Source organism: Bhargavaea cecembensis (assembly GCF_000826125.2).
In the GTDB taxonomy this organism is placed as follows: domain Bacteria; phylum Bacillota; class Bacilli; order Bacillales_A; family Planococcaceae; genus Bhargavaea; species Bhargavaea cecembensis_B.
Map to the genome: position 1 here is coordinate 1341634 of NZ_LN651373.1, position 13358 is coordinate 1354991.

General features: G+C 58.0%; 8 protein-coding genes, 1 pseudogene and 2 riboswitches. Of the genes and pseudogenes, 8 read left to right on the forward strand and 1 reads right to left on the reverse strand.

Annotated features, from left to right (window positions below; all coding sequences use genetic code 11):
• The coding region (locus tag BN1189_RS16285; RefSeq protein WP_040228449.1) for a hypothetical protein at positions 1 to 249 on the forward strand (249 nt) is incomplete at its 5' end.
• A gap of 183 nt (positions 250 to 432) precedes the next feature.
• Here the strand turns inward: BN1189_RS16285 and BN1189_RS12145 are convergent.
• Positions 433 to 1425, reverse strand: a complete 993-nt coding sequence (locus BN1189_RS12145; RefSeq protein WP_052455839.1) for a nuclease-related domain-containing protein — start codon at positions 1423 to 1425, stop codon at positions 433 to 435.
• Between the two features lie 1081 nt (positions 1426 to 2506).
• Positions 2507 to 2641, forward strand: a riboswitch (FMN riboswitch).
• Positions 2642 to 2774: 133 nt separating this feature from the next.
• Between BN1189_RS12145 and BN1189_RS16565 the strand changes: the two are divergent.
• The 7 genes and pseudogenes from BN1189_RS16565 to BN1189_RS12185 form a co-directional block, all read left to right on the forward strand.
• Positions 2775 to 2990: pseudogene (locus BN1189_RS16565) on the forward strand (bifunctional diaminohydroxyphosphoribosylaminopyrimidine deaminase/5-amino-6-(5-phosphoribosylamino)uracil reductase RibD); the annotation flags it as partial.
• Between the two features lie 574 nt (positions 2991 to 3564).
• Positions 3565 to 3699, forward strand: a riboswitch (FMN riboswitch).
• A gap of 133 nt (positions 3700 to 3832) precedes the next feature.
• Complete coding sequence (gene ribD / locus BN1189_RS12155) at positions 3833 to 4957, forward strand: bifunctional diaminohydroxyphosphoribosylaminopyrimidine deaminase/5-amino-6-(5-phosphoribosylamino)uracil reductase RibD (protein ID WP_052455840.1); 1125 nt, start codon at positions 3833 to 3835, stop codon at positions 4955 to 4957.
• Positions 4921 to 5568 carry a riboflavin synthase gene (locus tag BN1189_RS12160; RefSeq protein ID WP_040228452.1) on the forward strand — a complete coding sequence of 216 codons (648 nt, stop codon included), beginning with the start codon at positions 4921 to 4923 and terminating at the stop codon, positions 5566 to 5568. The genes ribD and BN1189_RS12160 overlap by 37 nt, the downstream gene beginning before the upstream one ends.
• A gap of 18 nt (positions 5569 to 5586) precedes the next feature.
• Positions 5587 to 6780 (forward strand): bifunctional 3,4-dihydroxy-2-butanone-4-phosphate synthase/GTP cyclohydrolase II, encoded by a 1194-nt coding sequence (locus BN1189_RS12165; protein WP_040228453.1) that lies wholly within the window; start codon positions 5587 to 5589, stop codon positions 6778 to 6780.
• Between the two features lie 13 nt (positions 6781 to 6793).
• Positions 6794 to 7258 (forward strand): 6,7-dimethyl-8-ribityllumazine synthase, encoded by a 465-nt coding sequence (gene ribH / locus BN1189_RS12170; RefSeq protein WP_040228454.1) that lies wholly within the window; start codon positions 6794 to 6796, stop codon positions 7256 to 7258.
• A gap of 686 nt (positions 7259 to 7944) precedes the next feature.
• Positions 7945 to 12327: a S8 family serine peptidase gene (locus BN1189_RS12175; RefSeq protein ID WP_040228455.1), complete on the forward strand. Its 4383-nt coding sequence runs from the start codon at positions 7945 to 7947 to the stop codon at positions 12325 to 12327.
• Positions 12328 to 13084: 757 nt separating this feature from the next.
• Complete coding sequence (locus BN1189_RS12185; RefSeq protein ID WP_040228458.1) at positions 13085 to 13282, forward strand: hypothetical protein; 198 nt, start codon at positions 13085 to 13087, stop codon at positions 13280 to 13282.
• Positions 13283 to 13358: the final 76 nt, after the last annotated feature.

A 13358-nucleotide genomic window follows, 5' to 3' on the forward strand; every position in this document is an offset into this window, starting at 1 on the left:
ATCCCGGAGACAGAAACGCTACCGCGAATCGGCCGCACGCTACTTCGAAAATCCGGACCGCAGAAACGCTACCACGAATCGGCTGGACGCGCCTTCGAAAATCCCGGAGACAAGAAACGCTACCGCGAATCGGCCGCACGCTACTTCGAAAATTCGGGCCGCAGAAACGCTACCACGAATCGGCTGGACGCACCTTCGAAAATCCCGGAGACAGAAACGCTACCGCGAATCGGCCGCACGCTGCTTTGAAAATCCGCGCGACAGAAACGCTACCACGAATCGGCTGGACGCGCCTTCGAAAATCCCGGAGACAGAAACGCTACCGCGAATCGGCCGCACGCTGCTTTGAAAATCCGCGCGGCAGAAATGCTACCACGATCGACCGCACGCGCCTTTGAAAGTGCCTTTTGCAAAGAGATTCAACTGAAGCCATCAATCGAACGGTGGTAATAAGAGCTTTCCGTCCACGTTGAAGCGCAGCATGGAAAAATTTAATTTATAGCGGACTGCGTTGGAACGGCCAAAACTAATAAAGTATGGATGACTCAATAAATCTGTGGATTTGGAACGGCTTACCTCTAAATATTCCTGACACTCCACGTTATTGATGCTTTGTCCAAAGATTAGAAAGTAATCAACTAGGTTCTCGATAAATGGTATCCACTGTCGCTTTCCGCATTTTAAGCAAGTCCCCGTTCTGTTTGTCTCAGTCAATAATAGGCCAAAACAATCCGAACAGAGTGAATTGGTGTAGATATTTGCATGAATTATATCGAAGTATTCTGCAACCGGATATGGGTGAAAGGTATCTTCTTGTCTCCTTAAAGCTGAGGCAATCCACTCTACTGTCTGAGCACTAATTGTTGAAGGCATTGACAGCTCTTTCCTTAAAACAGAAGGAAGTTCGGTTACAAGATGAATGGGTAGTCCTCCAGGAAAGAGAGGTTCCACATTTCTTGATGCCAAGAAAACAGCGCCTTTCACCGGCATCTGGATGTCGTGCATGAACAGCCAGTAAGTGAGTGCATCAATTGCATGCTCCAACTGAATAATGGGGGAGTCAAAGATGCGCACCTTTCCGTCTCCGGTTGTTCGTTTCAGACGGGCGGGCTGGTTCATGAGTTCAAGTTTTCCGTAAATATTTTTGATTTCTAAGATGTAAGCGACACTTTTTGTGAGGATCACCGTGTCAATCTGCACTCGGTCAGTCCCCAAAATATTTATCGTGAGGTCGTGCAGAACGATAGCTCCCTCGGGAAGTTTCATTCTCCTTAGGTATTTATCGGCTCTCAGTTCCCCCTGGTAGCCGTAGAACGTTGAATTCCGCTGACTTTTTAGAGAGGGGAACTGCGGGTCATGCACGTCAACACGCGGAATTAAACGATCCGTGGCATATAGAAAAATCGGGTATGGGCGATTGTCCAATCGTGTCACCTCCTTGGCGACATTACAACGTTTTTTCGAAATAAATGCAAATCCCTAAAATTGAATTTTGGTGCCGCTTTTTGCGCCAAAATCAAAAAATGAGGAGTGCTGCTTTTCGGAGAAAACGCTGTACAATGCGTTTTCTTCAAAATCAAAATTCAATTTTGCGAATACGAGAAAAAGTTTTGGTGCTTAGTTTTCCGGGTTCCGGAAAACTCACAATAAAGTCTTTGACTAATCGGCCATTTTATCTTAATGCTACGTTAGTATATCTATGAGTATTCAAGGACAGAAACGCTACCGCGAATCATTCACACGCGCCTCCGAAAATCCGGGCGGCAGAAACGCTACCATGAATCGACCTCACGCGCCTCCGAAAATCCGGGCGGCAGAAACGCTACCATGAATCGACCTCACGCGCCTCCGAAAATCCGGTCGACAGAAACGCTACCGCGAATCGGCCTCACGCGCCTCCGAAAATCCGGTCGACAGAAACGCTACCGCGAATCGGCCTCACGAGCCTCCGAAAATCCGAGCGTCAGAAACGCTACCGCGAAACAGTCGCACGCGCCTTCGAAAATCCGGGCGGCAGAAACGGTACCACGAATCGACCGCACCCGCCTTCGAAAATCCGGGCGGCAGAAACGCTACCGCGAATCGGCCGCGCGCGCCTTTGAAAATCGGCGCGGCATAAACGCTACCGCGAATCGGCCGCGCGCGCCTTTGAAAATCGGCGCGGCATAAACGCTACCGCGAATCGGCCGCGCGCGCCTCCGAAAATCCGAGCGGCATAAACGCTACCATGAATCGACGTCACGCGCCTCCGAAAATCCAAGCGGCAGAAACGCTACCGCGAAACAGTCGCACGCGCCTTCGAAAATCCGAGCGACAGAAACGCTACCGCGAATCGGCTGCACGCGCCTTTGAAAATCGGCGCGGCAGAAACGCTACCGCGAATCGACCGCGCGCGCCTTCAGAATAGACAACACCACACCCCTCCCATTTCCTCCCAAAAACCTAGGAACAATTCCCCCTTGCGGCCGCCGCGGCTCTGTGGAATAATGGAGCCGTACTTGAATAGGCAATCCTTCGGGGCGGGGTGAAATTCCCCACCGGCGGTGATGGCGAGAGCCTTAGTCCGTGACCCGTACTCGTTACGGTGGATCCGGTGCAATTCCGGAGCCGACAGTGAAAGTCTGGATGGGAGAAGGATGAGTGTTGGAAAACGGCTGTTTTCAACGCTTTTTTAGGCATGTTTCAATTTGTGCATTCCACGCCCCGTATCTTTTCAAAAGATGCGGGGTTTTTACGTTTTTATAACGATACGACCAAGAAAGGAGCCATCCCTTATGCCACAGCTTGACCGTTTTATGGAGCTCGCGATCACGCTCGGCGAGTCGGCGGCGGGCCAGACGTCGCCGAATCCGCCGGTCGGTGCGGTGGTCGTCAAAGAGGGCCGGATTCTCGGGACGGGTGTTCACCTGGCTGCCGGGGGACCGCATGCCGAGGTCGGTGCGCTGGCAGAGGCGGGGAGCGGGGCGGCGGGGGCGGATTTGTATGTGACGCNGGCCTCACGAGCCTCCGAAAATCCGAGCGTCAGAAACGCTACCGCGAAACAGTCGCACGCGCCTTCGAAAATCCGGGCGGCAGAAACGGTACCACGAATCGACCGCACCCGCCTTCGAAAATCCGGGCGGCAGAAACGCTACCGCGAATCGGCCGCGCGCGCCTTTGAAAATCGGCGCGGCATAAACGCTACCGCGAATCGGCCGCGCGCGCCTTTGAAAATCGGCGCGGCATAAACGCTACCGCGAATCGGCCGCGCGCGCCTCCGAAAATCCGAGCGGCATAAACGCTACCATGAATCGACGTCACGCGCCTCCGAAAATCCAAGCGGCAGAAACGCTACCGCGAAACAGTCGCACGCGCCTTCGAAAATCCGAGCGACAGAAACGCTACCGCGAATCGGCTGCACGCGCCTTTGAAAATCGGCGCGGCAGAAACGCTACCGCGAATCGACCGCGCGCGCCTTCAGAATAGACAACACCACACCCCTCCCATTTCCTCCCAAAAACCTAGGAACAATTCCCCCTTGCGGCCGCCGCGGCTCTGTGGAATAATGGAGCCGTACTTGAATAGGCAATCCTTCGGGGCGGGGTGAAATTCCCCACCGGCGGTGATGGCGAGAGCCTTAGTCCGTGACCCGTACTCGTTACGGTGGATCCGGTGCAATTCCGGAGCCGACAGTGAAAGTCTGGATGGGAGAAGGATGAGTGTTGGAAAACGGCTGTTTTCAACGCTTTTTTAGGCATGTTTCAATTTGTGCATTCCACGCCCCGTATCTTTTCAAAAGATGCGGGGTTTTTACGTTTTTATAACGATACGACCAAGAAAGGAGCCATCCCTTATGCCACAGCTTGACCGTTTTATGGAGCTCGCGATCACGCTCGGCGAGTCGGCGGCGGGCCAGACGTCGCCGAATCCGCCGGTCGGTGCGGTGGTCGTCAAAGAGGGCCGGATTCTCGGGACGGGTGTTCACCTGGCTGCCGGGGGACCGCATGCCGAGGTCGGTGCGCTGGCAGAGGCGGGGAGCGGGGCGGCGGGGGCGGATTTGTATGTGACGCTTGAGCCGTGCAGCCATGCCGGCAAAACGCCGCCCTGCGCAGATGCCGTCATCCATTCGGGCATCCGCCGGGTGTTCATCGGCGCCCGCGATCCGAATCCGCGTGTCGACGGGACGGGGATCGACCGGCTTAGAGAGTCGGGCATCGAGGTCCGCGTCACCGACGACCCGCGGGCAAAAGAGCTCATCGCGCCGTTCGCTCATTTCATCAGAACCGGAACACCTTATACAACGATCAAAACTGCCGTTACAGCCGACGGCAAAACAGCTGCGCACACCGGGCACAGCCGCTGGATCACCGGCGACGCCGCACGGGAAGATGTGCACCGCCTGCGCAGCCGACACGATGCCGTTCTCACCGGCATCGGGACCATCCTTCATGATAATCCTCTCCTGACCTCCCGACTGCCCCGCGGAGGAAAACACCCCATTCGAGTCATTCTGGACACGGGTCTCCGGACGCCGGTCCACTTCAATGTCATCACCAACCGGGATGCCGACACGCTCGTCGTCTGCGGTTCCGACGCCCCCGCAGAAAATGAAAAGCGGCTTACAGACGCCGGAGCGACCGTGCTCAGGCAGGAAACGCCCGAAATCGACATTCCCATCCTCATGCGCCAGCTCGCAAAACGGGACTTCCAGACGCTGCTCGTCGAGGCCGGCGGGGAAGTGAACGCCGCGTTCATCGAGGCGGATTGCTTCCAGCGGCTCATCGTGTACATGGCGCCGAAACTCATCGGCGGCCGGACAGCCCCGACCGCATTCGGCGGGACCGGATTCCCGTCGATGGATGATTCCGCCAGGCTCTCGTTCGAATCAATCGAAACGATCGGCCCGGACATCAAAATCACCGCTCTGAAGGAGGAATCCGCATGTTCACCGGAATCATCGAAGAAATCGGGACTATAAAGACGTTCCGCCTGGCCGGCCGCTCGGCCACGCTCACCGTCCAAGCGACCACTGTTCTTGAAGATGTGCATCTCGGAGACAGCATCGCGGTCGACGGCGTCTGCGTGACCGTCACTCGGTTCACCGGCCGGGAATTCTCGGCCGACCTGATGCCTGAAACAGTCAAGTCGACCACTCTTCGCACGTTAACACCCGGAAGCCGGGTGAATCTCGAGCGGGCGATGGCAGCCGGCGGGCGGTTCGGCGGCCATATTGTTTCCGGGCATGTGGACGGGACGGGGGAAATCATCGCAATAAAACCGGCGGAGAACGCCGTTTACGTCGATCTCCAAATCCCGCCGGCGCTTTCCCGCTATCTCGTTCCGAAAGGCTCGGTCACGCTCGACGGAACGTCGCTCACCGTGTTCGGCGCAGACAAAAACACATTGACCATTTCGCTCATACCGCACACCCGGGAACTGACCACACTGGCCGCCAAGAAGGTCGGGGAACAAGTCAACGTGGAGTGCGATCTCATCGCGAAGTATACGGAGCGCCTGCTCGGCCCCGCCGTTGAAGAGCCGGGCTCAACAATCGGCATGGCGCTCCTGAAGGAAAACGGATTTGCCTAAGGAAAGGAATGAATGCAATTGTTCTCAACAGTCGAAGAAGCGATCGAGGATCTGAAAACAGGCAAGCTGATCATCGTCACTGATGACGAGGACCGGGAAAATGAAGGCGATCTGGTCGGGCTCGCCGACTTGGCGGACGCGGATATGGTGAATTTCATGGCGACACACGGACGCGGGCTCATCTGCATGCCGATCGACGCGGAGCGGGCGGCCCGGCTTGATCTTGCACCGATGGTCGGCCGGACGACGGACCCGCTCGGGACGGCGTTCACCGTAAGCGTCGACCACCAGTCATCGACAACCGGGATCAGCGCGTTCGAACGGGCCGCCACGATCAATGCCCTCATGGACGACCGCTCGACCGCAGACGAATTCATCCGTCCCGGACATTTGTTCCCGCTCGTCGCAAAACCGGGCGGTGTCCTGGTACGTCCCGGCCATACCGAGGCGGCGGTCGACCTGGCCCGGCTCGCCGGTCACCGGCCGGGCAGCGTGATCTGTGAAATTATGGAGGAGGACGGCACGATGGCCCGGCTCCCGTCCCTCCGGAACACAGCCGAAAAACACGGACTGAAGATGCTGACGATCCGCCAACTCATCGAATACAGAAGAATGCATGATCCGCTCGTCACGCGGGAAGCCGAAGCGGCCCTGCCGACGGAGTTCGGTTCGTTTCGCGCCATCGGCTACACGGAACGTCTTACCGGCAGGGAACACATCGCCCTCGTCATGGGCGACATTGAAGCCGCAGAACCCGTTCCCGTCCGGATTCATTCGGAATGCATGACCGGGGATGTGTTCGGCTCCCGCAGATGCGACTGCGGTCCGCAGCTCCACGAGGCGCTCCGCCAGATTTCGCATGCGGGGCGCGGCATTCTCCTCTACATGCGCCAGGAGGGGAGGGGGATCGGGCTCATGAACAAGCTTAAGGCGTACAGCCTGCAGGAGGCCGGGCTCGATACGGTCGAGGCGAATGAGCGGCTCGGCTTCCCCGACGATCTGCGCAATTATGCTCCCGCCGCCGGCATACTTCATGACCTCGGCATAGATAGCATCATCCTCATGACGAACAATCCGAGGAAGATCGCGGCACTCGAATCTGCCGGGATCCGCATCGCCGGAAGGGCGCCGATCGAGACCGGCCGCTGTCCGGAAAATGAACGCTATATGAAGACGAAAGCCGAAAAGCTCGGCCATCTTTTACACATCTGACGGAGGGATTCCCATGAAACGACTTGAAGGAAACTTGATCGGAACAGACTTGAAAATCGGCATTGTCGCCGGGAGATTCAACGACTTCATCACGCGCAGCCTGCTCGACGGGGCGACGGACACCCTGAGGCGGCACGGCGTGGAAGAAGACAATATCTCGGTCGCCCACGTGCCCGGCGCGTTTGAAATCCCGCTGATTGCGAGAAAGATGGCCGCGTCCGGCAACTATGACGCCGTCATCACGCTCGGGGCGGTCATCCGCGGCGCGACCGCCCACTTTGACTACGTCTGCTCGGAAGCGGCAAAAGGGGTGGCGGGAGCGGCTGCCGATACCGGCGTCCCGGGCATCTTCGGCGTCCTGACGACCGATACGATCGAACAGGCGATCGAGCGGGCCGGCACGAAAGCAGGGAATAAAGGCTCGGAATCCGCTCTGGCCGCCATCGAAATGGCCAACCTGATCCGCTCGCTGGACTGAAATCAATCAACCAACCGTACCCGGGGCCGCCACGGCGCCCGGGTGTTTTTTTGTCCTCGCATTTCCGGCCGGACACCCGCCGGATTTCCTGTATGACAAAATGATGACAGAGCCGGCGCTTTAGACCCGCAGGAGAATACATGACGAAATACTCAAAAAACCTCACCTTCCCTTACGACGGATAACTCCTCGCCCCACAGACCGCCCGAAAGTCCCGCCGGATCTCCGTCTATGCCGGATACAAAGACCCCTTTCCCCTCTGGAGCCCTTTCTTTCTCCAAGCACCAGAGAGCACAATCCAACTTTTTATTCATTTATTCGGCTCCGGTCAAATATGCATACATGCATAATCGAAAGTCCTATCCGGAAAACACAGGCACACCGCGGATTTCTCAATTTAACCCGAGAATCCGCTCCCCGCCAAGTTCCTCCTTAAGACCCGTGCCGGAAAATCCCCGCGTGGGCGGAACGGGGCATCTTTATTTACCAGCCATCCCGGCGTCTAAAAAGGCGGTGTTTTTCTTGTATGATGGAAGTACATCAAGAGGACGTTCCCATCATCTAGAGACCAAAATCAAATCAACGGAAAGGAGGCAGGGGGAGGATCATCTCCCTTCCCGAAGGCAGGTGATCCGCGGCAAAAAGCCGGAGCAACTATCATCGCCACCAAAAAGGGAGGAAAGGGTATGCCGGGAACGAAGAAGAACAAACCGTCCAAGTTGTTGAGCATGGCCGCCACGGTCCTGATGGTCTCATCGCTCATCGCGCCGGGACTCGTCTCTGCGGAAAGCCGCACGAACGTATCCGCGGTCGATACGGGCAAGGTCATCCAGGAGAAGGTAAGCGAACGGCTGCTCGAAGAGTTCAAGAATGAGGAGAAAGTAACTTTCCTCGTTAAGTTCAAGGAAAAGACCGACGCACAGAAAGTCGCGACGGAGGCCAGGGCCGCCGCCAAGGAGGACAAGCTTTCCGCGCACAAAGTGAAGCTTGCCCAGCGCTCTGCGGTCGTGTCGGAACTGAAGGCGACCGCACAGGAATCCCAGGCGGACGTGAAAAAGTATCTGGAGCTCATGGAAAAGAGCGGAAACGCGGAAAACATCCGGACGTACCACATCGTCAACGGGATGGCCGTCACCGCCACGAAGAGCGTAGCGGAAAAGATCGCCACTTTCCAGGAAGTTGAAAAAGTTCTTCCGGATGAAATGCGCCAGCTGTCCGTGACGAAGACGCCTGAGGCGGAAGCGCCGGCATCTCAGATCGCCAACGTCGAATGGAACGTCGAACGCGTCCGTGCACCGGAAACATGGGGCCTCGGAATCGACGGCACCGGCACGGTCGTCGCGAGCATCGACACGGGCGTCCAGTGGGACCACCCGGGCCTGAAAGCCAAGTACCGGGGCTTCAATGAAGCGACCGGCGAAGCGGACCACGACTTCAACTGGTTCGACGCAACCGTCGGCCAGGGCACGCCGTATGACGATCAGGGCCACGGCACGCACGTGACGGGCACGATGGTCGGAAGCGAACCGGACGGCAGCAACCAGGTCGGTGTGGCACCGGGGGCCAAATGGATCGCCGTGAAGGCGTTCACGGCAGACGGCGGCTCCGACAGCGACCTTCTCGCAGCCGCGCAATGGATCCTCGCTCCGAGGGATGCACAAGGGAACGAGCGCGTCGACATGGCGCCGGACGTTGTGAACAACTCGTGGGGCGGCGGTCCGGGCCTCGATGAATGGTACCGCGACGTCGTCAAAAACTGGCGTGCGGCCGAAATCTTCCCTGAGTTCTCCGCGGGGAACACGACCCTCTTCAATCCGGGCGGACCGGGCTCGGTAGCCGCTCCGTCCAACTATCCGGAATCGTTCGCGACCGGCGCGACGGACATTAACAACAAAGTCGCCGGATTCTCGCTCCGCGGGCCTTCTCCGTATGACGAGATCAAGCCGGACATTTCCGCACCGGGCGTGAACATCCGTTCCACGGTTCCGGGCAGCGGCTATGAAGGCGGATGGAACGGCACGTCGATGGCCGGACCGGCCGTTTCGGCTGTGGCAGCGCTGCTTCGCCAAGTGGACGCGGACATCACCGTTGACGAAATGGAGCAGATCCTGCTCGACACGGCCGTCCCGCTCACAGACAGCGAATACCCGACTTCGCCGAACCACGGATACGGCTACGGTCTCGTTGACTCATTCTCCGCCGTCTCCTCGCTCATGAGCGGAATCGGCGGCATCGAAGGCCGTGTCATGAAGGAAGGCGACGATGACGAAGCGCCTGAATTCGAACACACGGCACCAGCAGAAACATTCGCCGGCATGGACCTTGACCTGTCCATCCGTGCAACGGACAATATTTCCGTGACGAGCGTCATGCTCAACTACACGGATGCAGATGGCAATGAGCATTCCGAAAAAGCCGTCCGCACATCCGGCAGCTTCACAGACGGCAACTACTCCGTCACGGTGCCGGGCGAGCAGATCGGCGGCACCGAATTCACGTACAGCTTCACCGTCTCCGACTTCGGCAACAACACAGTCACAGCCGGACCTTACACCGTTGACGTGAAGCCGGGCATCACGGCCGGATACTTCACCGACTTCGCCGAAAAACCGGCAGGCTGGGTATCGTTCGGAGATGAAGACAGCTGGGAGTGGGGCGTCCCGACGTCCGGTCCGGGATCTGCGGCGACCGGCGATAACGTCTACGCCACGAATCTCTCCGGCAATTACGGCAACTACATGAACGCCACGCTCGTCATGCCTCCGGTCGATCTGCCGGAAGGTTCGAGCTATCTGCAGTTCAAGCACTGGCACAGCTTCGAGCAGTCCTCCAGCGGACGCGCATGGGACTACGGCCATGTGTTCATCTCGACGGATTACGAAGAGTGGACGCAGCTCAACATGATCCAGGGTGACTCCGACGGCTGGATCGACACGGAAGTCGACTTGTCCGACTGGGCGGGCCAGCGCGTCTACATCGGATTCAACGCATTCTCCGATGTCAGCGTCACACGCGACGGCTGGTATCTCGACAGCGTCGGCCTGTCCGATACACCGAAGGCCGACAATTCCCAAAAAGGAAATGCGGACAAAACGGACAACGGCCATGACAAGCCGGGCAACCAGCTTGCAAAAGTCCTGAACGGCGGCAAGCAGCTCGGCGTCATCAAGGACAGAGTCGACGATCTCGTCATGAAGAAACCGATCGATCCGTCGACGATCAAGCCGGTCCTTCCGAAGAAAGAACTCAAACCGATCGAAGACAACAAAAAGCCGGCTCCTGCACTCCTGCCGCTCGGCGCCCAGGTCAGCGTCCTGGAGACGGGCAGCTCGGTTTACACGGATCCGGCAGATGGCTCCTATTCGATGCGCGTCCCGGCAGGCGACTACACGCTTGTCGCGGAAGCATACGGATTCCGCTCCGCTGAACAGCGCGTACCGGTGGAAGCCGATGAAACATCGAACGCCAACTTCGTCCTCGAAGAAGTTCCGACGAACACCGTATCCGGAACGATCACCGATGCATCCGACGGCGAGCCGGTCGCAGACGCCACCGTCTACCTCGTCGAAGATGCAAACGTGGCGCCTGTTGAAACCGATGCGGCCGGACACTACTCGATCACGGCCTTCGAAGGAAGCTACACAGTGAAGGTCGTGGCGGCGGGCTACCACGGCCAGGAAACCCGGGTCACGATCGGGGCAGACGGCGCAGTCCAGAACTTTGAGCTCGAGCCGTTCTACACTGTCCCAGGCGGCGAAATCGGCTACGACGACGGCACAGCAGAAAACGCGCGCGCATTCTATGATGCGGGCAACGGCTGGGGCGTCAAGATGACACTCCCGGACGGCGAAGAGCAGGGCATCGTCTCTGCGGGCGTATTCCGCTTCTGGGATACGGAATGGCCGGTCCCGGGCGGCACGGACTTTGCCGTTGAAGTATGGGATGCAAGCGGCGCTGAAGGAACACCAGGCAAGAAGATCGCCGGTCCTTACAATGCCACGGCCCTCCGGAACGGCGAATGGACAGTCGTCGACCTGAGCGAACACGGCATCACGGTCGGCAAAGACTTCTACATGGTCTACATCCAGACGAAGGCCAACCCGAACACGCCTGGCCTGGGAGCGGATGAAAACGGACCGAACGCCCAGCGCAGCTACCAGTTCGTATCGGGCGCCTGGTCGCCATCCCCTGCGGAGGAAGGCAACTTCATGATCCGGGCGCGCGTCGACTTTGAAGTTTCTACTCCGGTCATCACCTCTCCGGCAGAATCCGGCGAGCTGACGAACGAACCGGCCTTCACCGTTGAAGGAACGGCTTCCCCGACAACCGACATCCGACTCGACAGCAATGGCGAAGAGGCCGGCACGGTCACGGTCGGCGACGACGGCAAATTCTCCTTCGACGTAACACTCGAGGAAGGCGACAACACCTTCACCGCGACATCGCTGCTCGGCGGCAAAGTGACGGGCACGTCCGCACCTGTGACGATCACGCTCGACACGATCCAGCCGGAACTCACAGTCGAAAGCCCGGCTGACGGCGACAAGACAAACCGCGAAACGGTCACCGTGCAGGGGACCGTCGCAGACGCCAACCTCGACACAGTGAAAGTCAACGGCCTGCGAGCCGACGTCAAGGACGGCAAATTCTCAAAACGCATCCTGCTCGACAACGGAGAGAATATCATCCACGTTGACGCACAGGACAAAGCGGGCAATAAAACAACAAAACGCATCACCCTCACTGCGAAATACGATGCACCGGAAATTGCCAACCTGACACCAGCCGAAGATCTTCACCTGAAGACCGGCCAGTCCGTCAAGTTTGAATTCGACAGCGAACCGGGCCTGAAGGCAAGCTTCTTCATGCACATGCCGCTGACGAACACAACTCACGATGCAACGGAACTCCCGATGATGGAAATCGCACCGGGCCACTACGTCGGCTACTGGACGGCACCTGCCGGCCTGACCGCAAACGGAGCGCGCCTGGAAGTGAAGGCGGCCGATGACTTCGGCAACATCACAAGGGAACTCGCAAACGGCAAAATCTTCATCAACATCGAATGATCGCCGCAACCCCGGAAGCCCAGCGCTTCCGGGGTTTTGCATGTGGGGGAATATCGGGCAGCAGTGCTAGGGCAAGGGAGGGGGAGAGATTCGGCAAGCGATGGTAAAGGGGAAGGCGGAGAGATTCTGGGCCTACTGGGTTGCGGGCGCGGAAATGGATGATGCGGCCGCGGAGATTTTTCAGGCAGGTGCAAAAACGCCGGGCCCCGAAAAGCGGTCGCGAAAAGCGCCAAAGCGGGCGCGAAAGGCCTCCGGGCCGGCGCGAAAATCCGGCTTGCCGAAAAGCGGTCGCGAAAAGAGCCAAAGCGGACGCGAAAAGCCTCCGGGCGGGCGCGAGAATCCGGCTTCCCGGAAAGCGGTCGCGAAAAGCGCCAAAGCGGGCGCGAAAGGCCTCCGGGCCGGCGCGAAAATCCGGCTTGCCGAAAAGCGGTCGCGAAAAGTGCCAAAGCGGACGCGAAAAGCCTCCGGGCGGGCGCGAGAATCCGGCTTCCCGGAAAGCGGTCGCGAAAAGAGCCAAAGCGGCTGCGAAAAGCTTCCAGGCCGGCGCGAAAATCCGGCCATCTGTAGGGCGGTCCCCGGATCTCCACAATCCTCCGCCGGATCGGCCGCTTCGTACAGGGTAATGAGTCATACAATTAAGGGTAGATAACTGACTTGAAAAATAAGTTTGACAAATTGGTGAAATGGATAGAGAATAGAGATAGGTCATTTTGCCCGGCCAAGGCCGGGCATCATCACAAAGGAGTGGAAAACGTTCATGCAGTGCTATCGTGTTGCACCGGACAAGGACGCTTCTCGCTGGATTATCTCTACGGGGAACTTGGCACTCGAGGAAAATTATCAATACAAGGATGAAGCAATCGCCGAAGCGATCATCCGGGCGAAGGCGACAAGCCCGAGCAAGATCGAAATATTCGACGAAAGCCAAAAGGTGGTTGACAAGCGGAAGTATTAATCAGCCTTCATATTATTTATCGATCCATTCCGCACACCGCCTGAAGCGGGAAAGCAAAGTTACTTTGCTTTCTCGC